The 19,779-nt window shown below is 64.8% G+C and carries 19 protein-coding genes; 12 read left to right on the forward strand and 7 right to left on the reverse strand.

What is annotated here, in order from left to right:
• Nucleotides 1–43 precede the first annotated feature (43 nt).
• Nucleotides 44–1,132 (forward strand): DUF373 family protein, encoded by a 1,089-nt coding sequence (locus tag NGM06_RS05570; RefSeq protein ID WP_254269325.1) that lies wholly within the window; start codon nucleotides 44–46, stop codon nucleotides 1,130–1,132.
• Between the two features lie 87 nt (nucleotides 1,133–1,219).
• Here NGM06_RS05570 and NGM06_RS05575 read toward each other — a convergent pair whose 3' ends face one another.
• Entirely contained in the window at nucleotides 1,220–2,062 is an 843-nt protein-coding gene (locus NGM06_RS05575) for a polyprenyl synthetase family protein (RefSeq protein ID WP_254269326.1), read from the reverse strand.
• 221 nt (nucleotides 2,063–2,283) lie between these two features.
• On the opposite strand from NGM06_RS05575, the gene NGM06_RS05580 reads away from it, so the two are divergent.
• On the forward strand, nucleotides 2,284–3,375 hold the full coding sequence (locus tag NGM06_RS05580) for a BGTF surface domain-containing protein (protein ID WP_254269327.1): 1,092 nt from the start codon (nucleotides 2,284–2,286) through the stop codon (nucleotides 3,373–3,375).
• Nucleotides 3,376–3,404: 29 nt separating this feature from the next.
• On the opposite strand, the gene NGM06_RS05585 is transcribed toward NGM06_RS05580, so the two are convergent.
• From NGM06_RS05585 to NGM06_RS05605, 5 genes are all read right to left on the reverse strand, one after another.
• Complete coding sequence (locus NGM06_RS05585; protein ID WP_254269328.1) at nucleotides 3,405–4,019, reverse strand: ArsR/SmtB family transcription factor; 615 nt, start codon at nucleotides 4,017–4,019, stop codon at nucleotides 3,405–3,407.
• Between the two features lie 71 nt (nucleotides 4,020–4,090).
• Nucleotides 4,091–5,383 carry a S8 family serine peptidase gene (locus tag NGM06_RS05590; protein ID WP_254269329.1) on the reverse strand — a complete coding sequence of 431 codons (1,293 nt, stop codon included), beginning with the start codon at nucleotides 5,381–5,383 and terminating at the stop codon, nucleotides 4,091–4,093.
• 94 nt (nucleotides 5,384–5,477) lie between these two features.
• Entirely contained in the window at nucleotides 5,478–6,431 is a 954-nt protein-coding gene (locus NGM06_RS05595) for an electron transfer flavoprotein subunit alpha/FixB family protein (protein WP_254269330.1), read from the reverse strand.
• Complete coding sequence (locus tag NGM06_RS05600; RefSeq protein WP_254269331.1) at nucleotides 6,428–7,219, reverse strand: electron transfer flavoprotein subunit beta/FixA family protein; 792 nt, start codon at nucleotides 7,217–7,219, stop codon at nucleotides 6,428–6,430. The genes NGM06_RS05595 and NGM06_RS05600 overlap by 4 nt, the downstream gene beginning before the upstream one ends.
• Nucleotides 7,220–7,360: 141 nt before the next feature.
• Nucleotides 7,361–8,515 (reverse strand): helix-turn-helix transcriptional regulator, encoded by a 1,155-nt coding sequence (locus NGM06_RS05605; RefSeq protein WP_254269332.1) that lies wholly within the window; start codon nucleotides 8,513–8,515, stop codon nucleotides 7,361–7,363.
• Between the two features lie 154 nt (nucleotides 8,516–8,669).
• Here NGM06_RS05605 and NGM06_RS05610 point away from each other — a divergent pair, with 154 nt between their 5' ends.
• Nucleotides 8,670–9,935, forward strand: a complete 1,266-nt coding sequence (locus NGM06_RS05610; RefSeq protein ID WP_254269333.1) for a DUF7096 domain-containing protein — start codon at nucleotides 8,670–8,672, stop codon at nucleotides 9,933–9,935.
• Between the two features lie 194 nt (nucleotides 9,936–10,129).
• On the forward strand, nucleotides 10,130–10,591 hold the full coding sequence (locus tag NGM06_RS05615; protein WP_254269334.1) for a type IV pilin domain-containing protein: 462 nt from the start codon (nucleotides 10,130–10,132) through the stop codon (nucleotides 10,589–10,591).
• Between the two features lie 40 nt (nucleotides 10,592–10,631).
• Here the strand turns inward: NGM06_RS05615 and NGM06_RS05620 are convergent, their stop codons facing one another.
• Nucleotides 10,632–11,258, reverse strand: a complete 627-nt coding sequence (locus NGM06_RS05620; RefSeq protein WP_254269335.1) for a methyltransferase domain-containing protein — start codon at nucleotides 11,256–11,258, stop codon at nucleotides 10,632–10,634.
• A gap of 199 nt (nucleotides 11,259–11,457) precedes the next feature.
• On the opposite strand from NGM06_RS05620, the gene ahaH reads away from it, so the two are divergent.
• The 8 genes from ahaH to NGM06_RS05660 all read left to right on the forward strand — a co-directional run bounded on the left by ahaH (nucleotide 11,458) and on the right by NGM06_RS05660 (nucleotide 19,603).
• The gene (ahaH, locus tag NGM06_RS05625) at nucleotides 11,458–11,790 is read left to right on the forward strand and encodes an ATP synthase archaeal subunit H (RefSeq protein ID WP_254269336.1); all 333 of its coding nucleotides are present in this window, start codon (nucleotides 11,458–11,460) and stop codon (nucleotides 11,788–11,790) included.
• Nucleotides 11,777–13,948, forward strand: coding sequence for a V-type ATP synthase subunit I (locus NGM06_RS05630; RefSeq protein WP_254269337.1), 2,172 nt, complete (start codon nucleotides 11,777–11,779; stop codon nucleotides 13,946–13,948). The genes ahaH and NGM06_RS05630 overlap by 14 nt, the downstream gene beginning before the upstream one ends.
• Nucleotides 13,949–14,138: 190 nt before the next feature.
• The gene (locus NGM06_RS05635; protein ID WP_163523143.1) at nucleotides 14,139–14,408 is read left to right on the forward strand and encodes an ATP synthase subunit C-like protein; all 270 of its coding nucleotides are present in this window, start codon (nucleotides 14,139–14,141) and stop codon (nucleotides 14,406–14,408) included.
• Between the two features lie 26 nt (nucleotides 14,409–14,434).
• Nucleotides 14,435–15,016: a V-type ATP synthase subunit E gene (locus NGM06_RS05640; RefSeq protein ID WP_254269338.1), complete on the forward strand. Its 582-nt coding sequence runs from the start codon at nucleotides 14,435–14,437 to the stop codon at nucleotides 15,014–15,016.
• A complete protein-coding gene (locus NGM06_RS05645; RefSeq protein ID WP_254269339.1) occupies nucleotides 15,013–16,074 on the forward strand; it encodes a V-type ATP synthase subunit C in 1,062 nt (353 codons plus the stop codon). The genes NGM06_RS05640 and NGM06_RS05645 overlap by 4 nt, the downstream gene beginning before the upstream one ends.
• On the forward strand, nucleotides 16,071–16,412 hold the full coding sequence (locus NGM06_RS05650) for a V-type ATP synthase subunit F (protein WP_254269340.1): 342 nt from the start codon (nucleotides 16,071–16,073) through the stop codon (nucleotides 16,410–16,412). Before NGM06_RS05645 ends, NGM06_RS05650 begins: the two co-directional genes overlap by 4 nt.
• Nucleotides 16,409–18,175, forward strand: a complete 1,767-nt coding sequence (locus NGM06_RS05655; protein ID WP_254269341.1) for an ATP synthase subunit A — start codon at nucleotides 16,409–16,411, stop codon at nucleotides 18,173–18,175. The genes NGM06_RS05650 and NGM06_RS05655 overlap by 4 nt, the downstream gene beginning before the upstream one ends.
• A 3-nt stretch (nucleotides 18,176–18,178) precedes the next feature.
• The gene (locus NGM06_RS05660) at nucleotides 18,179–19,603 is read left to right on the forward strand and encodes an ATP synthase subunit B (protein WP_254269342.1); all 1,425 of its coding nucleotides are present in this window, start codon (nucleotides 18,179–18,181) and stop codon (nucleotides 19,601–19,603) included.
• The last annotated feature ends 176 nt before the right edge of the window (nucleotides 19,604–19,779 follow it).

Here is a 19,779-nt window from a genome sequence, read left to right on the forward strand (position 1 = left end):
CGTCCCCGAAAAGAGTTAAACCCCGGACGCATAGCCCCGAACGATGCTGCTGGTCCTGTGTGTGGACCTCGACGACGACCTCGGTCGCAAGACCGACTTCGACACGCCGGTCATCGGCCGCGACGACGTCGAAGCCGCCGCGGTGTCGTTAGCGACCGCTGACCCCGAGGACAGCGACGTGAACGTCATGTTCGAGGGCGTCCACCTCGCGGACCGAATCGAAGACGAGACCGTCGAAGTCGCAATCGTCACGGGCACCGAGGGCGGCGACATCGCCGCGAATCGGGCGGTCGGCGACGAGGTGGACGAGGTGCTGGCCAGTCTCTCGACCAGCGAGGAGATTCAGGCGGTCATCGTCACCGACGGCGCGCAGGACGAGAGCGTGATTCCGGTCATCCGCTCGCGAGTGCCCATCGACGGGGTGCGCCGCGTGGTCGTCCGGCAGGCGCAGGACCTCGAATCGATGTACTACACCATCAAGCAGGTGCTGGACGACCCCGAGACCCGCGGGACCATCCTCGTCCCGCTGGGCATCCTGCTGCTCATCTATCCGCTGGCCATCCTCTCGGACATGTTCGGTCTCCCGGGCGCGGCCGTGTTCGGCGTCACCTCGGGACTGCTCGGTCTCTACGTCCTCGGACGGGGACTCGGCGTCGAGCGCGTCCTCGACCGCGCGGCCGAGAAGGCCAGAAACAGCCTCTACGCCGGTCGGGTCACGCTCATCACGTACGTCGTCGCGGCCGCCCTGCTGGTCATCGGCGGCGTCCGCGGTGCCGAGACGCTGAAAGCGGTCGAGACGACGACCAACGGTCCGATGAGTCCGCTCAAAGTGCTGGCGGCGCTCGTCAACGGGGCCGTGACGTGGTTCACTGCCGCGGGAATCACGACGAGTCTCGGCCAGATCACCGACGAGTATCTGGCCGACCGCTTCCGGTGGCGCTACCTCAACGCGCCGTTCTACGTCCTCGCCATCGCCGTCGTGTTGCACGCGGTGAGCGCCTTCTTCCTCGACGAGGTTCCGCTGACGTACCTCGCGGTGATGCTGACCGCCGGGACCCTACTCGGACTGACGAGTACGCTCGCGTTCGCTATCGCCGAATCACGGCAGTCGGGTCGAGTCGAACCGAGTTAACGGTGACTCTCTGACCGCTATTCTGGCGGGAAAAATCGCGGACCGACCGTCGCGCGGCGAGGGTCCGGGACTCGCCATCGAACGGAATCAGCGTTCGCGAGTCACGACGAACCCCGCGAGGTCACGGAGGTAGTCGGTCGCGGCGAGGTCGGGCGTGGCCGCCCGGTCGAGCGCGGCCAGCGCCTCGTCGGACTTCTGATGGGCCAGCGCGGCCGCCTCGTCGGCGTCCAAGTCGGTCACGCGGACGATAGACGGCCGACCCATCTCGGCGTCGTGGCCGGTGGGCTTGCCGAGTTCGTCGGCGTCGGCGGTGGTGTCGAGAACGTCGTCGCGAATCTGGAACGCGACGCCGACCTTCTCGGCGTACTCGCCGAACGCCTCGACGGTGGCGGGGTCGGCGTCGGCCGCGATAGCGCCCAACTCGGCCGCGGCGCGGAACAGCGCTCCCGTCTTCCGGCGGGCCAGTTCCATGTACCCCTCGCGGTCGGTCGGCCGGGCGACGAGTTCGGTCGCCTCGCCCTCGCCGAGTTCCACCATCGCGTCGGCGACGGCCTCCATCGCCCGCGGGTCCGGCGAGAACAACTCGAAGGCCTCGCCGATGAGTCCGTCGCTGGCGACGATGGCGGGCGAGTAGCCGTACTCGGCCCACGCGCTCGCGCTCCCGCGGCGGGTGTCCGACCGGTCGATGATGTCGTCCACGACCAGCGAGGCGTCGTGGACGAGTTCGACCCCGACAGCGAAGTCCACGGCGTCGTCGGCTTGGCCCCCGGCGGCCTCGCACGACAACACCGTGACGGTCGGCCGGACGCGCTTGCCCCCCGACAGCGCGACGTGGCGGACCTCTTCGGCGAGTTCCGTCGGTTCGACGCGGTCGAGGACGACTTCGAGGCGCTCCTCGACCAGTGCCCTCCGGGACTCGGGGTAATCCATTGGCCGGGAATCAGGACCGGCAGAACAAGTACGTGACGAAGTCCGTGGGACCCGAACGGTTCTCGGATTCGTCGTCCCCGTGGGTTAAATCCCAAGTTAAGATAACGTGACAGCTTTTTCGGTCCGGTTCGTCTATCCACGCGTATGTCCCCGACTGACTTGACGACCGACGACGGACCGCCTTCCAGAACGCCACGTCTCGGGCCGACGGAGGTGACCCGATGACGGGCCGAAGCGCGCGATTACTGACCGCCGCCGTGGTCTCGCTCCTCGTAGCCACGTCAGGTACCGCCGCGTTCGCGTCGGGAACCGCCTCGGTCTCACCGTCTGCGGACCAACTCTCCTCCGGCGCTCTCCCGGACGCCGCCGCGACCGCGCCGACGCCGGAAGCGACCGGGCCGGTCGATGGAAACGGAACCACCATCGTCACCGACGGCGAAGAACTGGTCCTCGACGTCGCGCCGAATCAGACGATTCGCGGAGAGACGAGGCTGGAACCCGGAACCGAACTCCACCTCAACGTCGAAGGCGATACGTTCCTGAAGTCCCAGCGGACCACGGTCACCGACCGCGGGACGTTCAACGCGACCTTCGACATGAGCGACGTGGGCGAACAGAACGTCGAAATCAGGGTCTACCGCGACGAGACCGTGTTGGCGGAGACCGCCGGACGGGTGACGTGTTCCGGCGGTTGCGAAACGGAGGCGACGGACTCGGACGGCGGGAATCTGGACTCCGGCGACGGACCCGCCGTACAGGCCATCACGGAGGTGAACCAGAACCGGACCGCCTCGATAAAGGTGCTGTTCGGCGAGGCCGAAACCGTCACAATCTCGATCGGCGGTCCGGATGTCAACTACGTCGTCAACGGGACCGTCACCGACCGAGACGGCGACGGGCACGCGACGGTGCTGTTTCACACCAACCGTGCGGGAACCGACGCGCCCACGCTCGGCGTCGTCGACGACGGAGGAACCCGCGTCGTCGAGACGAGCGCCGAGACCTCGCTCGACTCGCCGCTCGCTCCCGCTTCGTACGACGTGAGACTGTTCGCCGGACCGAACGCCAGCGGTGATGCAGCGGCCGTGGGGACCGTCATCGTCTTCGAGGAGGCGACCGAGTCGGACGGTCAGGCCGGTGCGTCGACGAGTACTACTTCGACGACGCTCGGAACCGTCGCGGGCGACGACGCGAACGGTTCCGAAACCGGCGATTCCGGAGACCAGTTCCTCGGCGGCGTCGGGATGATAGCGGCAGGCGGCGTGCTGGCGGTCGTCGGAATCGGCGTCGTCCTCGGTCTCTTCCGCAACTGAACCGCCCGGTCGCTCGACTCCTCTTTTCTCTACCGATTCATCACGACTGCCGCGACGGCGACGACGGCCAGACAACCGCAGAAGAAGACGACGCCCGGTTCCGCGAGGTCGAACACGACCCACGCCAGCGTCTCGCGGGCCGTGGTCGGGTCGGCGGTCGGACTCGCCGGTCCCACCACGTTCCCCCGACCGACTACCGGACTGGCGAGTCGCTCGACGCCCCACTGGACCAGCAGGCTGGCGGCCCCGAGGATGCCGAGACCCCCGACGACGTCGGCCAGCGAGTGGCGGACCTGCGGTCGGACGTCGCTGTCGCCGACCAGCACGAGGGGGTCGGTGGCGGGCGCGTACACCGTCATCTCGTTGCCTTTCTCGGAGTAGCGGGTATCCACCGGCGCTATCAGTCCGGCCTCCTCCAGCGTCGAGAGGTGGTAGTGGAGGTTCTGGACCGAGGTATCGACGCGCTCGGCGAGTTCGGAGGGCGTGCCCGGTGAGTCGAACAGGGTCCGGTACACCTCCCGGCGGGTGTCGGGACCGAGTGCGTCGAGCACGTCGTCGGTCTCCTCGCCCTCCACGTCGAGGACGCGCAACTGCTCGTCGGCGCTCGCGGTCCCGTCTTGCAATCGTTCGATGAGTCCCGGCATGGTGACATCCCGTCGTTGTCGAAGCCTCCGTAAAGCGACCACTAAGACCTGTTCATAGCTTAAATCCGGGTTTAACCCGTCGCGTTTCGCGTCCCGACCGCTCGGACGGGCCGGAGTCGCCCGTGCCCCGTGACGGGGTCCGCGCCGGGTCGCCCCGCATCGACCGCGGTCGTCTCGAGTCGTCGCTCGACCGCTCGCGGGGTGAGGTCGGGCCGCTCGTCGAGGACCAGCGCGGCGACGCCGCCTGCGTACGATGCAGCGGCCGAGGAACCGACGAACCGGTCGGTGTCGGCCGCGTCGGGGTGGCTGGGGGCGACGAGGTCCACTCCGTCGCGCCCGTCGGGCGTCGGCCCGCGAGAACTGAACGGTTCGACTCGACGGGCGCTAGCGTCGTACGCTCCGACCGTGACGACCGACGGGGCGCTCGCGGGCGCGACGAGACTCTCCGCGGACCGAACGTGTTGGAAGTCGTGCGTCGGCGAGGAGAGTTCGAGGCGTGCGCCGGTCGCGTTCGCCGGTCCGCGGACCGTGACGTAGTACGTCCCCGACCGGACGCGGGCGACGATGCGCTCGTTCGGCACTCCGTCGCCGGGATACGGCGACGAGCGCGCGACGAGTTTGCTTCGACTGCCGTCGGTCCAGTGGAGTTCGGCGGTGTAGTCCTGCTCGCGGTGGGCGTCGTCCCACGACAGCCAGATTGTCACGTCGCGTCCGTCTCCCCGGACGTAGTTCCGCGCGCTGTCGCCGAAGGTGAGGGTGCCGTTCTCGACGCCGCGGTACCGGCCGGTCCAGTGACTCCGGGCGAGGTTGCCCGTCGGCGAGACGAAGACGACTCCCTCGTCGGTCGCTCGCTGGGCGACGTCGGCGACGGGCGACGTGCCGTCGCCGGGCATCCCGTAGAACGACACCGGGGCGACCACGACGTCTACCTCTTCGGTGACTAGCCACTCGACCGCTCGTCGGAACCCGTCGGGCGAGTCGAACGTCGCCAGATAGAGGTCGGCATCGGGCGCGACGCGGGCGACCGTCTCGGCCGCCGCGGTCCCGTGGGCGTTTCGGCCGTCGTTCCGAACCGTCCCGCCGGAACCGAACGCCCTCGCGTCCACGACGCTGCCGTCGAGTGCGGTCGCGTCGGTGTCGAACCCGGTCACGTCCACGACGCCGACGGTCACGTTCTCGCCGGTCGCTCCTGCGTCGTGGAGCGCCGCGACCTCGGGACCGACGGCAGTCGCCGGTGTCGAGGCCGTCTGACTCCCGGCCGTGCTGGCCGACAGCGACGTCGCGAGGAGGGCGAGGCTACCGGCGAGTAGCAGAACGCCGAGGGCCGCGACCGCCAGCGCCCGCCGGGACTCTGGAGAGGCCATCGGGAAGTACTCTGGCCTGACACGACAAATACGTGACGAGGCGATACTACGCTACGCCGAATCCGTGTTGCGCGCGAAAATCCGGACCGAAAATCTACTCGAACTCTTCGATGAGTTCCGGCACGACGTCGAACAGGTCGCCGACGATACCGTAGTCGGCGATGTCGAAGATGGGCGCGTTCGGGTCGGTGTTGACCGCGATGATGGTGTCGCTCCCCTTCATCCCGGCGACGTGCTGGACCGCGCCGGAGATACCGATGGCGAGGTAGACGTCCGGCGTCACGACCTTCCCGGACTGTCCGACCTGCCGGTTCTTCGGGAGCCACCCGCTGTCCACGATGGGCCGCGAGGAGGCCAGCGTCGCGTCGGTTGCCTCCACGAGGTCTTCGATGAGCGGGAGGTTGTCCTCCTCCTCGATACCGCGACCGATGGAGACGATGAAGTCGGCCTCGCTGATGTCGACGTCGCCGCCGCCGACTTCCTCGAAGCCGGTGACGGTCGAACCGGTGTTGGTGTCGATGTCGGCGTCGAACTCCGCGACGTCGGCGTCGCCGACGCCCTCCGCGCCGGGCCACTCCGCGCCGCGGATGGTGACGGCGTACTGATCGCCGCCGACGTCCACGGTCGTCTCGACCTTCGACCCGTACATCTCGCGGGTCACGGTCAGGCCGTCGTCGTACTCGAAGTCCACGGCGTCGGTCGCCAGCGGGAGGTCGAGTCGGTTGGCCACCGCGGGCGCGTAGTCGAGTCCGTTGACGCTGTTAGGCATCAGCACGACCTGCGGGTCGAGTTCGCCGTGGAGCGCCTCGACCGCCTGCACGTACACGTCGTGATTGAACTCCTCGCCCTCAGAGACGGTGTGGATGGCGTCCACGCCGTCGCGGTCGAGTTCCTCGGCGAACGACTCGGTGTCGCCGCCGACCACGGCGACGTGGAGGTCGCCGCCGGTCGCGTCGGCGAGCTGTCGTCCGGCGGTCAGCAGTTCGTAGCTCACGTCGCGGAGTTCGCCGCGGCGGTGTTCGGCGACGGCGAGAACGTCCGAACTCATTCTGCCACCCCCTTCTCGCGGAGGACTTCAGCGAGTCGTCCGGCCGTCTCGCTGGCGTCACCCTCGAATATCTCGGCGTCGCTCTCGCTCTCGGGTTCGTACATCGAAGTCAGCGTGAGGTCGCTCTCGACGGCGTCGGCGTCGAGACCGATGTCGTCGAGGCTCTTGGGTGCGATTTCCTTGCTCTGGGCCTGCCGAATGCCGCGCAGACTGGCGTAGCGCGGTTCGTTGATACCCGTCTGAATCGTCAGCACCGCGGGTAGGTCGATGTCGGTGAGTTCCTCGACGCCGCCCTCCAGTTCGCGGTGGACGTGCGCGACGTTCTCGTCGGCGTCGTAGTCGAGCGCGTTGACGACCGCGCCCCACTGGAAGCCGATTTCGTCGGCCAGCGAGACGCCGGTCGCACCGAACGTGTCGTCGCCCGACTGGACGCCGGTCAGTACGAGGTCGGGGTCCTCCTCCTCGACGACGGCCTTCAGCAGGTTCGTCTTGGTCTCCACGTCGAGCAGGTCCACGTCCTCCAGCGCGTCGTCCCAGACGCGGACCGCGCGGTCCGCTCCCTTCGCTAACGCCATCCGGATGGTCTCCTCGGAGCGCTCGGGACCGATGGTAACGGTCACGACCTCGTCGGCCGGGCCGTCCTCCTTCAACTGGACGGCCTCCTCGACGGCGTAGTCGTCCCACTCGTTCAGGTCGTACTCGAGGTAGCGCTCGTCTACCTCGGTCCCCTCTATCTCGAAGTCGTCAGCGACTTCGGCGACCTCCTTCACAGTCACCAGGACCTTCATAATAAATACGTCTCCGGCGCAGGGGTAAACGTTTACGAAACGCGCGACATCGGGTCACGCGTTTCCGCTTCGTACGTCGCCAGTGTCGTTCCCCGACAGTGTCGTCCTCGTCGAGGGCCGTACAGTCTCCGTCCGCCGGGGTCACTCCACGTCGGCAACGTCTTCGTCGGGGAGCGTGATGAGGTTCTCTCGGCCGATTCGGAGTTTGTCCACGTCGTCGTTCTCGTCCATCTTCGACAGTAACTGCGAGACCTTCGCGTTCGACCAGTTGGTCTCGGTGACGATTTGGCCCTGCTTCATCCGGCCGTCGTTCTCCTCCAGCAGGTGGAGGACGCGCTCTTCGTCGCTCAACAGTTCCATAGACGGCCCTTCGTCTTCGTGGGACTCGGACGGTGTTCCGTCTCCGTCGTCGGTGGCCGAGACTGTCGGCGGTGACTGCGTCCGGTCGTCGGCGTCCGCGACCGGTTCGGGGTCGGCGCCGCGACGCTGTGACAGTGCGTACGCCCCGAAACCGCCACCGAACAAGAGGAACACGACGAGCAGTCCCCACGTGCTGGAGATGTCGGGCAACCACGGTGAATTCGCAGGGTTCTCCGTATCTTTCGCCGAGTAGGTCACCCTGAAGTCACCGCGCTCGAATTGCTGAGGACCCTCGTACCGAAGGACGGTCCCGTTGGAGATGACGCCACCGGACGGACTCGCTCCGGAGATGTAGTAGTTGTCGGGGACCGATATCACCAGCGTCTGGTCCTCGCTCAGCGCCGGAAGCCACGTCTCCGACCCGATCCAGAACGCGTCGCCGAGGGCGATTTGACTCTCGCTTACCTGCGTGAAGTTCGTCCACGTGAACGACAGCGAGACGATGCCCACGGTCCCGTTGTTACGGACCTGCGCCGACCGACTCACGCGCTGGAGTTCCATCGGGCGGTCGGAGTCGGCGTTCACGCGCTCGACCACGCGCTGGAACGTCGCTTTCGTGAGGCCGACGTTCGTGCCCCCGTTTTCGTACCTCTCTGCGAGTTGGCGGAACGATTCGGTCTCTTGGTCGCCGTGGAGGACGTAACGTTGCGTGACGTTCCATCGGGCGTCTCCGTTCTCTCGGAGGGAGACGTACATCTCGGTAGTGTCGCTTACCGTCGCGTTCGCTTGCGTGGCGTTGGTCGCGCCGAGGGCTGACGCGGACTCCGAGACGGTGTGCGGGGCGACCGCTCGGTCCTCGGCCGAGCGACTCTCTCCGACTCCCGCGACGGAGCTGACGACGAGGAGGACGACGAGGAGGGCGGCGAGTGACCGCATACAATCGCGTGAATGCGCCGACAAGAAAATACTTTCCATCCGTAGATAAAACGTCAGAACGCTCCGTAAAACGTCTCGTCCGTTCTCGAAAGCTCGTCCGGCGTTTCATAGTTCCGGGAATATTTTAATGATGGGCCTTCGAGTAGGCGTACGTATGCGATTCACCCCCGTTATGCTGGCATTACTGCTCGCCCTCTCCCCCGGAGCAGTCGCGGTACAGGCGACGGCCCCGACCGCACCAGCGTCCGCCCCGAACACCTCCCCATTCGCCTCGACCGAGAGTGCCGTATCTGGGCAGACAGGGAGCGACACCGTACAGTCCAGCGGTGGCGAAAACACGACTAACGTCTTGACGCTCGGGACCTCCCCGGCGCGTACCGCGTTCGACTCCCCGTCGCTCGCACTCGGTAGTTCGCTCACGATGGACCGCGGCGAGTTCCGGACGAAACTCACCGTGAAGTCGCTCGACCGGCAACTACAGACCGCCAACAGTGCGGAAAAGAAGAAGCAAGCGCTGAATCGGTTCAGATACCGTATCGAGAACCGAATCATATCCCTGAAAGCGAACGAACAACAGGCTACGCGGGCGTTCTCGAACGGAACGATCTCGAAAAGTGAGTACACTCGTACGCTAGGCAGCATCGACGCAGAAGTAGCCGACATTCAGAAACTGATAACCGCGATGCGGACACGTGCGAACTCCGTCCCGAGGTTCGAGATGGAGACCGAGGCGAACACGCTGCGGGGAAAACTCACCACCGTCGAAGGTCCAGTCCGGAATCGAATCGCGGCAGCGATACGAGGTCAGAAATCTGCCACGCAGGTGTACGTGGCGACCGGACCGAGTGGAATCGTCCTCTCTACTATCATTGATGGGAAGTATGTCCGCGAAATCGTTCGCCACGACCGGCGTAACCCCGCTGTTTCCGGTAATTCGACCATGGGGTCTGCGCGTAAGAGCATCGTGAACGAATATAGCTGGGCCTTCGAACATAGGAAGAGTACTGCGACGAACGCGCTGTACGGCACTAACAACATCTATCGGATGCAGATGAGGCACACGCACGGCAAACTCGTCATATACTACGACGGCGGTACGGAGTCGGTCTTCCGGGAGATGCAATACAAGCAACTGAACGGCCAAACGCCGCTCCCGACGGGACCGTCGGTGAGCAATACCTCGGAGAACGTCACCCTCACGGTCAATCGCACGTTCGCCGGTGGACCGCTCCGTGTGAAACTCACTAACGCCACGGGCGCACCCGTTCAGGGCGACGTAACGATCGCTGGCGACCCCGTCGGACGGACCAACTCCGACGGCGTCCTCTGGACGCTCGGCCCGGCCGAACCGTCCCGCGTGAGTGCGACCTACGACTTCACGACGGTCAACGTGACGGCCGCCCCGGTCGAATCGTCGTAGCGCCGAATCGTTCGTCTCCCTTCGTCTGAAGGTGTCTCCGTTACGAAGATATCTCCAGACTTTCCAATTCCGTGTATTCTTCGCTCGACACGACTCTCTGTAGCGTCGTGCCAGCCTTCCGCTCCGGGCGGTCGAAGGCCGAACGGTCCGTCACGGCCGAAGATTGAAGGCCGAAGCCGGAACGAACTCTCCCCGTGTCGGGACGCGCCACCTCCCCCGTTCTCGGTATCGTCCTCCTACTCGTCGTCACGGTCGCGCTCGCGGGCACCGTCGGCAGTCTCGCGTTCGGAACGACGATACCGTCGGACGTCCCGAGCGCCGCAATCGACCTCCGAATCGACGCCGACGCGAACCGACTGACGTTCGTCCACCGCGGAGGTGACGTACTCGACGCGCGAGACCTGACGGTCAGGATTCGAATCGACGACGCCGCTCTCGATACTCAGCCACCGATTCCGTTCTTCTCGGCGACGGGGTTCCGCTCGGGTCCGACCGGCCCGTTCAACAGCGCGACGGACCCGGAGTGGTCGGCGGGCGAAACCGCGAGCGTCCGACTCGCTGAAACGAACGATCCGTCGCTATCGTCGGAGTCCTCGGTCGTCGTCACGTTCTCGGTGAACGCGACCGTCGTCGCAGAAGTCGAGGGAACAGCGTGAGTGCCCGGAGATTCTCGCGCCCGAAGGTACCGAGGCGTAGCTACTCGCCTTCCGGGTCGCGCGCGACGGTCGTGATGGCGACGTCGGGGTCGTAGGTGGGGCCCATCTCGCGGTGTTCGACGTCCACGTACCCCGCTTCGCGGAACATCCGGTCGGCCTCCTCGCGGTCGTAGAACAGCATGATGGCGTTCGCCACCTTCTGCATGACCGACGATTTCGGATTGTTCGGGCCGACCACGAGGACCTGCCCGCCGGGCTTGACGACCCGGCGCATATCTCGGAGCGTGGCGACCGGGTCGGGCCAGTACTCGATGGACCCCGACGACCACACGACGTCGAAGGAGTCGTCCTCGAACGGCAGTCGCTCGGCGTCGCCGCGGTAGAAACTCACTGGGTCGTGCTTGCCGAGTTTGGCCCACGCCTTCTCCAGTTGGTGGACGCTCTGGTCGAGTCCGTGGACGTTCTGGGTGTGTTCGAGGAGTCCTTCCGTGGCGAACCCGGTGCCACAACCGACGTCCAGCACCCGGTCGCCCTCCTGAATGTCCAGCATCGCCAGCGCCTCGTCGCGCATCTGTTCGTTCCAGATGAAGGGGTTGACGGTGTCGTACACCTTCGAGAGGTACTTGTAGAAGAGCCGAGCGCGACTCTTGTCTTCGAGGATACCCATTACCCCGACAGTTCGGACCGCTGGCCAAATAATCCTGCTATTCCCGTCGCGGGTTACTTCGCTGGCGGGTCGGTTCCCGGCGGGTTTTCTCCGGTAAAAGCCGTGGTTGTTCTGTGAAAACATAACCCACTTGGCGTGACGTGGGGGAGAAAGTTCGCAAGTAGTATATACGCGGTTCTGCAAGTTTCGCGTGATTAGTATGCCGAGGCCAGAGGTTCTCGAACGAATCAAGGAGGCCGAGCAAGAGGCCGACGACATCGTCGCCGAGGCCGAGGAGGAGCGCGAGCAGCGCATCTCCGACGCTCGGGAAGAGGCGGAACAAGTCCGCCGTGAAGCCGAGGCGGAGGCGTCCGAGCTTCACGACGACCGTCTCGCCGAGGCTCGCGAGGAAATCGAGGCCGAGCGCGAAGAGATTCTCGCCGAGGGCGAGCAAGAGCGTGAGGCACTCGAATCGCGAGCGCGCGAGAACGAGGAGGAAGTAACTGACTACGTGGTAGACCTCTTCGAGGAGGCGGTGCATGCTCAGACCTGAACGAATGAGTAAGGTGTCCGTGACGGGTTCGCGGGCCGTCATGGACGACGTCATCGAGACTGTCCACGAACTAAACTTGGTCCACCTCTCGGACTACGACGGTTCGTGGGAGGGCTTCGAACCGGGCGACCCGGTCGAGGGGGCCGACGAGGCATCCGAGAAACTCGTCACCATCCGTTCGCTCGAGAGCATCCTCGACGTGGACGAGGAGGACGCCGGGCCGAGTCGTATCGTCACCGACGAAGCGCTCGAAGACGAACTCGAATCCGTCCGGACGGAGGTCAACCGACTCGAAGACCGACGCAGCGAACTCGACGATGACCTCCGCGAGGTGGAGGAGCGACTCGACTCGGTGAAGCCGTTCGCCGACCTCGGTATCGACCTCGACCTGCTGTCGGGGTACCAGACCCTACAGGTCGCAGTCGGTGAGGGCGATGCCGACGAGGTCCACGACACGCTCGAAACCGCGAACGGTATCCGCGAGTTCGAGACGTTCACCGCCGACGGCACCGTCGCCGTCTTCGCGTACCCAGCAGACGCCGCCGACGAAGACGCCCTCGACGATGCGCTGGTCGGCGTCGACTTCGCGGCGCTGGAAATCCCCGATGCCGAGGGAAGTCCCGGAGAGTACGCCGAGGAACTCGAACACGAGCGCCAGCAACTCGAGTCCGAACTCGACGACGTCGAGAACGAACTCGAAAACGTCAAATTCGACACCGCGGGCTTCCTGCTCGCGGCCGAGGAGAAGCTGAGCATCGACGTGCAGAAGGCCGAAGCGCCGCTCAACTTCGCAACCACCGAGAACGCTTTCGTCGCCGAAGGCTGGATTCCGTCCAAGCGCTACACCGAGTTGGCGAGCGCGCTCGGCGACACCGTCGGCGACCACGTCGAAGTGGACGAACTCGAACGCGCCTCGTACGACGCCCACGAGGCCCACGGTCCGGAAGACCCCGACGCGAACGAGGTCGCCGCGGACGGCGGCACGACGATGGACGACGACCAACCGCCGGTCGTGCAGGACAACCCCGGCGCGTTCAAGCCGTTCGAACTGCTGGTCGAGACCATCAACCGGCCGAAGTACTTCGAGTTCGACCCGACGGTCATCCTGTTCCTGACGTTCCCGCTGTTCTTCGGGTTCATGATCGGGGACCTCGGATACGGACTCCTGTACATGGGCATCGGCTTCTGGCTGTTCAGTAGCTTCGACAACGACGCAATCAAGAGTCTCGGCGGCATCGCGCTGTGGGCGGGCGGCTTCACGGCGCTGTTCGGCGTGCTGTACGGTGAGATATTCGGCCTGCACATGCTCGGGGATGTCGTCTGGGGCGGCCACCCGCCGATCAAGAAGGGTCTCCAGCCGGTCAACGCCGACTACGCGCTGACGTGGCTGGTCGTCTCGATACTCGCGGGACTCCTCCACATGACGGTCGGCTACCTGTTCGGCTTCGTCGAGGAGCTGAACCACGACCCCGTCGACGCCGTTCTGGAGAGCGGTTCGTGGGTCCTGCTGTTCGCAGGTGTCTGGACGTGGATTCTCAGCACGCAGGCCAGCAACCAGAAGCCCGACTTCCTGTACACCATCTTCGCCGGCGAGCCGTTCGCGCTCGGCTTCAGCGGCTTCTCGCCGCAGGTTGGCACGCTCGGTCTGGCGCTCGGTGGACTGGGACTGGTGCTCTACATCGCGGGTGAAGTCCGGCACTTCGGCGGTCCCGGTATCCTCATCGGCGCGCTGGAGAGCCTGAGCGTCCTGTCTGACGCGCTCTCGTACACCCGGATCGCGGCCGTGCTGCTCGCCAAGGCAGGGATGGCCTTCGTGGTCAACCTCCTGTTCTTCGGCGTCTTCGTTACGGGCGAGGGTAGCCACGCCGAGTGGCACTTCGGCATCGGCCACATGCCCGAGGTCGGAACGATGTACCACGGTCACGAGGTGACGAGCCACATGTTCGGCGGACTGGTTCACTCCGGTATCGTCGGCCTGCTCGTCGGCCTGCTCGTCCTCGTCTTCGGGCACCTCCTCGTGCTGGCGCTCGGTATTACCAGTGCCGGTCTACAGGCGGTGCGTCTCGAGTACGTCGAGTTCTTCGGCAAGTTCTACGAAGGCGGCGGCGAGGAGTACGAGCCGTTCGGCTACGACCGGAACTACACGACTCAGGACTGACCGCGTTTCCCCCTTTTTTCGATTCGGCGGTGACCTGCTCTAGCTACTATTCATTGACAACCGGTAGCATAAACCCCGGATTGAGCCGCCGAAAACGGCGTCGGTGTCGAACTCTTTTGGGAAGCTTTATGACTCCCGTAGCGGGAAATACGACTGTCCGGTTACGAGAGCCACAGGAGAAGCAGAAACTATGCTCGAAATTGCACCTGCATTCGTCGACGCGGTATTGCTTGCACAGGAAACCGGTGCCGCTGCCGGCCCGACCATCACCAAAAATGGTATGGCCGCGCTCGCAGTCGGTCTCGCGGCCATCGGTGCTGGATACGCCGAGCGCGGTATCGGTAGCGCGGCTATCGGTGCCATCGCGGAGGACGAGAGTCTCTTCGGTACGGGCCTCATCATGACGGTCCTTCCCGAGACGCTCGTTATTCTGGCGCTGGTCACGTTCTTCGTCGGTTAAACGCACCCCCCTTTCCCTCTTCATCAATGAGCTTGGACACGGTAGTTGAGGATATTCGAAACGAAGCCCGCGAGCGCGCGAAGGAGATTCGTTCGGAAGGCGATGAGCGCGCAGACGAAATCGTCTCCGAGGCCGAGAGCGATGCCGAGGAGATTCTCGCGGAGCAAGAACGGGAAACCGAGCAGACAATCGCCCAAGAGCGCGAGCAGAAGCTCTCCAGCGCCAAGCTGGAGGCCAAGCAGAAGCGCCTCGAAGCCCGCCGTGACGTGCTACAGGACGTTCGAGCGACGGTCGAAGACCGTATCGCTACCCTCGAAGGCGACGAACGCGAAGAACTGACGCGCGAACTGCTGGACGCTGCCAGCGAGGAGTTCGACGAGGGCGACACCGTCCACGTTTACGGCAAGTCCGGAGACGACGAGTTGCTCACCGACATCGTGACCGATTACGACGGCTACGAGTACGCCGGAGAGTACGACTGCCTCGGCGGCGTCGTGGTCGAGAGCGAGCAGTCTCGACTGCGCGTGAACAACACGTTCGATTCGGTGCTGGAGGACGTCTGGGAGGACAACCTTCAGGACATCAGTAAACGTCTCTTCGAGCAATGAGCGTAGAAAAGAAGAACGGAACCTCGAACTACGAATACGTCACTGCTCGGGTACAGGCCCGGCGAGCGGCGCTGTTCGACGACGAGGACTACCGGAAACTCGTTCGGATGGGTCCCGGTGAGATCGCTCGTTACATGGAGGAGACCGAGTACGAAACCGAAGTCAACGAACTCGGCTCCAAGTACGGCGGCGTAGACCTCATCGAACACGCGCTCAATCGCAACCTCGGGAAGCACTTCAACGACCTGCTCCGGTGGGCGGACGGTCAGTTGTACGAGTTCATCGCTCGATACCTCCGGAAGTTCGACGCGTGGAACATCAAGACGGTCATCCGGGGTATTTACTCCGACTCCGACAGTGAAGCCATCGAGGAGGACCTGATATACGCGGGTGAACTCGACCGGCGGTTCCTCGACCGGCTTACCGAAGCCGGGTCCATCGAGGACGTCGTGGAGATGCTCGACCGTACGCGCTACGGCGATGCACTCGCCGACGCGTACGCCGACTACGAGGAGACCGGCGTGCTGATTCCGCTGGAGAACGCGGTCGATCGCACGTACTACGAAGGTCTCATCGGCGGAGTAACCCAGACGGACAACCGTGCGACCCAGTTGTACGTCGAGTTCCTGCAGGCCGAAATCGACTTCCGAAACGCACGCAACGCGCTCCGAATCGCGCGAAGTGGTGCGGACCTCGACCCCGCCGACTACTTCATCGAGGGCGGAGAGCTGTTCCGCGCGTCGGAACTCTCCCAGCTCTCGGCCGACGTGGGCGAACTCGTCACGTTCGTCCGTGACAGCACGTACGGTGACGACCTCTCGGCGGCGCTCGACGAACTGGAGCGAGCCGACAGCCTCATCGGTTTCGAGCACGCTCTAGACGCTGCACTCTTGGAGTACTCGGACCACCTTTCGCACGTCTTCCCGCTGTCGATCTGTCCGGTACTGGCCTACGTGCTGGCGAAGGAGCGCGAAGTGGACAACATCCGCGCCATCGCTCGTGGCCGCGAGGCCGGACTGAGCGAGGACGAGATCGAAAATGAACTGGTGATGCTATGAGCCAGGAAATCGCAGTCGTCGGCAGTCCCGAGTTCACCACCGGGTTCCGTCTGGCGGGCGTCCGGAAGTTCGAGAACGTCCCGGAGGACGAGAAGCAGACGGAACTCGACGACGCGGTGACCCGCGTTCTCGACGACGACGACGTCGGCATCGTCGTGATGCACGACGAGGACCTCGACTACCTGTCCCGGCAGGTCCGACAGGAGGTCGAGACGAGCGTCGAACCGACGATGGTCTCCATCGGCGGCGGCGCGGGGAGCGGCGGACTGCGCGACAAAATCAAGCGTGCGATCGGTATCGACCTTATGGACGAAGACGAACAAGGTGACAACGAATGAGCCAAGCAACTGAATCCGACACCGTTCGAGAGGACGGCGTCATCGAGAGCGTAAGTGGACCGGTCGTGACCGCCACTGACCTCGACGCCCGGATGAACGACGTGGTGTACGTCGGCAACGAAGGGCTGATGGGTGAGGTCATCGAGATCGAAGGGAATCTGACGACGATTCAGGTCTACGAGGAGACCTCGAACGTCGCACCGGGCGAACCGGTCGAGAACACCGGCGAACCCCTGTCCGTGGACCTCGGTCCGGGCATGCTGGACTCCATCTACGACGGCGTTCAGCGCCCGCTGACGGTCCTCGAAGACAAGATGGGCGCGTTCCTCGACCGCGGTGTGGACGCCCCCGGTATCGACCTCGAAAAGACGTGGGAGTTCACGCCCGAGGTCGCACCCGGCGACCACGTCGAACCCGGCGACATCCTCGGCATCGTGCCCGAGACCGAGAGCATCGACCACAAAGTGATGGTCCCGCCCGACTCCGAGGGCGGCGAAGTCGTCACCGTCGAGAGCGGCGACTACAACGTCGAGGAGACCATCGTCGAACTCGACAACGGCGAAGAGATCTCGATGCGTCAGGAGTGGCCGGTCCGCGAGGCCCGACCCGCCGAGGACAAGAAGACGCCCCGAACGCCGCTCGTGACGGGCCAGCGCGTCCAGGACGGTCTGTTCCCGCTGGCGAAGGGCGGTACCGCGGCGATTCCGGGTCCGTTCGGGTCCGGTAAGACCGTGACCCAGCAGCAGTTGGCGAAGTGGGCCGACGCCGACATCGTCGTCTACATCGGATGCGGCGAGCGCGGTAACGAGATGACCGAGGTCATCGACGACTTCCCGAACCTCGAAGACCCCGTCACCGGGAAGCCGCTGATGTCCCGGACGTGCCTCATCGCCAACACGTCGAACATGCCCGTCGCGGCGCGCGAATCCTGCGTGTACACGGGGATCACCATCGCGGAGTTCTACCGCGACATGGGGTACGACGTGGCGCTGATGGCAGACTCCACCTCGCGGTGGGCCGAGGCGATGCGCGAGATCTCCTCGCGCCTCGAAGAGATGCCCGGCGAAGAGGGCTACCCCGCCTACCTCGCCGCGCGCCTCTCGGAGTTCTACGAGCGTGCAGGCTACTTCGACAACATCAACGACACCGAAGGCTCGGTGACCGTGGTCGGCGCAGTTTCGCCGCCGGGCGGCGACTTCTCGGAACCCGTCACCCAGAACACGCTGCGTATCGTCAAGACGTTCTGGGCGCTCGACGCGGACCTCGCCGAGCGTCGTCACTTCCCGTCCATCAACTGGAACGAGTCGTACTCGCTCTACAAGGAGCAGCTCGACCCGTGGTTCGTGGAGAACGTCGCCGAGGACTGGCCCGAACAGCGCCAGTGGGCGGTGGACGTGCTCGACGAGGAGGACGAACTGCAGGAGATCGTCCAGCTCGTCGGTAAGGACGCCCTGCCGGAGGACCAGCAGCTGACGCTGGACGTCGCGCGGTACATCCGCGAGGCGTTCCTCCAGCAGAACGCGCTCCACGACGTGGACACCAACTGTCCGCCCGAGAAGTCCTACCTCATCATGGGTGCGATCCGGACGTACAACGACGAGGCGTTCGACGCACTCGACGCTGGCGTCCCGGTGGACGAGATCACGGACATCGACGCCGCCCCGCGGCTGAACCGTATTGCGACGACGCCCGACGACGAGGCCGACGAGTTCGTCGCCGACCTCGAAGACGACATCAAAGAACAGCTTCGAGACCTCTACTAAACCATGAAAGAGTACCAAACAATCACGGAGATCAGCGGTCCGCTGGTGTTCGCGGAGGTAGACGAACCCATCGGGTACGACGAGATCGTCGAGATCGAGACGCCGAACGGCGACACCAAGCGCGGACAGGTCCTGGAATCGAGCGACGGACTCGTCTCGATTCAGGTGTTCGAGGGAACCGAGGGTATCGACCGGAAGTCGTCGGTCCGATTCCTCGGCGAGACGATGAAGATGCCCGTCACCGAGGACCTCCTCGGTCGCGTCCTCGACGGTTCCGGCAACCCCATCGACGGCGGTCCGGAGATCGTCCCGGACGACCGACGCGACATCGTCGGTGCGGCCATCAACCCGACCGCCCGCGAGTACCCCGAGGAGTTCATCCAGACCGGCGTCTCCGCCATCGACGGCATGAACACGCTGGTCCGCGGCCAGAAGCTCCCCATCTTCTCCGGGTCCGGGCTTCCGCACAACGAACTCGCGCTCCAGATCGCGCGACAGGCGACCGTGCCCGAAGAAGACGAAGCGAGCGAGGACGACGAAGGCTCCGAGTTCGCAGTGGTGTTCGGCGCGATGGGCATCACGGCCGAAGAGGCCAACGAGTTCATGGAGGACTTCGAGCGCACGGGCGCGCTCGAACGCTCGGTCGTCTTCATGAACCTCGCGGACGACCCCGCCGTCGAGCGGACGGTCACGCCGCGCCTCGCGCTGACGACTGCGGAGTACCTCGCGTTCGACAAGGGCTACCACGTGTTGGTCATCCTCACGGACATGACCAACTACTGTGAGGCCCTGCGCGAAATCGGTGCGGCCCGCGAAGAGGTGCCGGGCCGCCGTGGCTACCCCGGGTACATGTACACCGACCTCGCCCAGCTCTACGAGCGTGCGGGTCGTATCGAGGGCCGCGAGGGATCTGTCACCCAGATTCCCATCCTCACGATGCCCGGCGACGACGACACCCACCCAATTCCGGACCTGACCGGATACATCACCGAGGGTCAGATCTACATCGACCGCGACCTCAACTCGCAGGGCATCACGCCGCCGATCAACGTCCTGCCGAGCCTCTCGCGCCTGATGGACGACGGTATCGGCGAGGGCCTGACCCGCGAGGACCACGGCGACGTCTCCGACCAGATGTACGCCGCGTACGCGGAGGGTGAGGACCTGCGCGACCTCGTGAACATCGTCGGCCGCGAGGCGCTCTCCGAGCGCGACAACAAGTACCTCGACTTCGCCGACCGGTTCGAGACGGAGTTCGTCGATCAGGGCTTCGACACGAACCGCGACATCGAGGAGACGCTCGACCTCGGTTGGGACCTCCTCGGGATGCTCCCCAAGGAGGCGCTCAACCGCATCGACGAGGAACTCATCGAGAAGTACTACCCCGAAGACGCGGACGAAGAAGCCGAAGAAGTCGCTGCGGACTGACCCCGGTCGTTTTTCCGCTCACTCTTTGTCTCGGGGAGTCGCCGACCGTTCGACGCCGAGGCTCGCCTCCGTACCGTCTTCGTAGTACCTCGTAATGCCGTCGCGTCCCGTCCTCCACAGTCGCATTTCTCTATCAGCTTCGTCTCGACAGAATCGGGGATAAATATTGGAGCCTC

It is taken from the genome of Halorussus aquaticus (assembly GCF_024218795.1).
GTDB lineage: Archaea > Halobacteriota > Halobacteria > Halobacteriales > Haladaptataceae > Halorussus > Halorussus aquaticus.

What these genes read in the sequence shown, in the direction of transcription:
- NGM06_RS05570 (WP_254269325.1), top strand. Translation starts at nt 44, where the DNA reads ATGCTGCTGGTCCTGTGTGTGGACCTCGACGACGACCTCGGTCGCAAG.
- NGM06_RS05575 (WP_254269326.1), bottom strand. Translation starts at nt 2,062, where the DNA reads ATGGATTACCCCGAGTCCCGGAGGGCACTGGTCGAGGAGCGCCTCGAA.
- NGM06_RS05580 (WP_254269327.1), top strand. Translation starts at nt 2,284, where the DNA reads ATGACGGGCCGAAGCGCGCGATTACTGACCGCCGCCGTGGTCTCGCTC.
- NGM06_RS05585 (WP_254269328.1), bottom strand. Translation starts at nt 4,019, where the DNA reads ATGCCGGGACTCATCGAACGATTGCAAGACGGGACCGCGAGCGCCGAC.
- NGM06_RS05590 (WP_254269329.1), bottom strand. Translation starts at nt 5,383, where the DNA reads ATGGCCTCTCCAGAGTCCCGGCGGGCGCTGGCGGTCGCGGCCCTCGGC.
- NGM06_RS05595 (WP_254269330.1), bottom strand. Translation starts at nt 6,431, where the DNA reads ATGAGTTCGGACGTTCTCGCCGTCGCCGAACACCGCCGCGGCGAACTC.
- NGM06_RS05600 (WP_254269331.1), bottom strand. Translation starts at nt 7,219, where the DNA reads ATGAAGGTCCTGGTGACTGTGAAGGAGGTCGCCGAAGTCGCTGACGAC.
- NGM06_RS05605 (WP_254269332.1), bottom strand. Translation starts at nt 8,515, where the DNA reads ATGCGGTCACTCGCCGCCCTCCTCGTCGTCCTCCTCGTCGTCAGCTCC.
- NGM06_RS05610 (WP_254269333.1), top strand. Translation starts at nt 8,670, where the DNA reads ATGCGATTCACCCCCGTTATGCTGGCATTACTGCTCGCCCTCTCCCCC.
- NGM06_RS05620 (WP_254269335.1), bottom strand. Translation starts at nt 11,258, where the DNA reads ATGGGTATCCTCGAAGACAAGAGTCGCGCTCGGCTCTTCTACAAGTAC.
- ahaH (WP_254269336.1), top strand. Translation starts at nt 11,458, where the DNA reads ATGCCGAGGCCAGAGGTTCTCGAACGAATCAAGGAGGCCGAGCAAGAG.
- NGM06_RS05630 (WP_254269337.1), top strand. Translation starts at nt 11,777, where the DNA reads ATGCTCAGACCTGAACGAATGAGTAAGGTGTCCGTGACGGGTTCGCGG.
- NGM06_RS05635 (WP_163523143.1), top strand. Translation starts at nt 14,139, where the DNA reads ATGCTCGAAATTGCACCTGCATTCGTCGACGCGGTATTGCTTGCACAG.
- NGM06_RS05640 (WP_254269338.1), top strand. Translation starts at nt 14,435, where the DNA reads ATGAGCTTGGACACGGTAGTTGAGGATATTCGAAACGAAGCCCGCGAG.
- NGM06_RS05645 (WP_254269339.1), top strand. Translation starts at nt 15,013, where the DNA reads ATGAGCGTAGAAAAGAAGAACGGAACCTCGAACTACGAATACGTCACT.
- NGM06_RS05650 (WP_254269340.1), top strand. Translation starts at nt 16,071, where the DNA reads ATGAGCCAGGAAATCGCAGTCGTCGGCAGTCCCGAGTTCACCACCGGG.
- NGM06_RS05655 (WP_254269341.1), top strand. Translation starts at nt 16,409, where the DNA reads ATGAGCCAAGCAACTGAATCCGACACCGTTCGAGAGGACGGCGTCATC.
- NGM06_RS05660 (WP_254269342.1), top strand. Translation starts at nt 18,179, where the DNA reads ATGAAAGAGTACCAAACAATCACGGAGATCAGCGGTCCGCTGGTGTTC.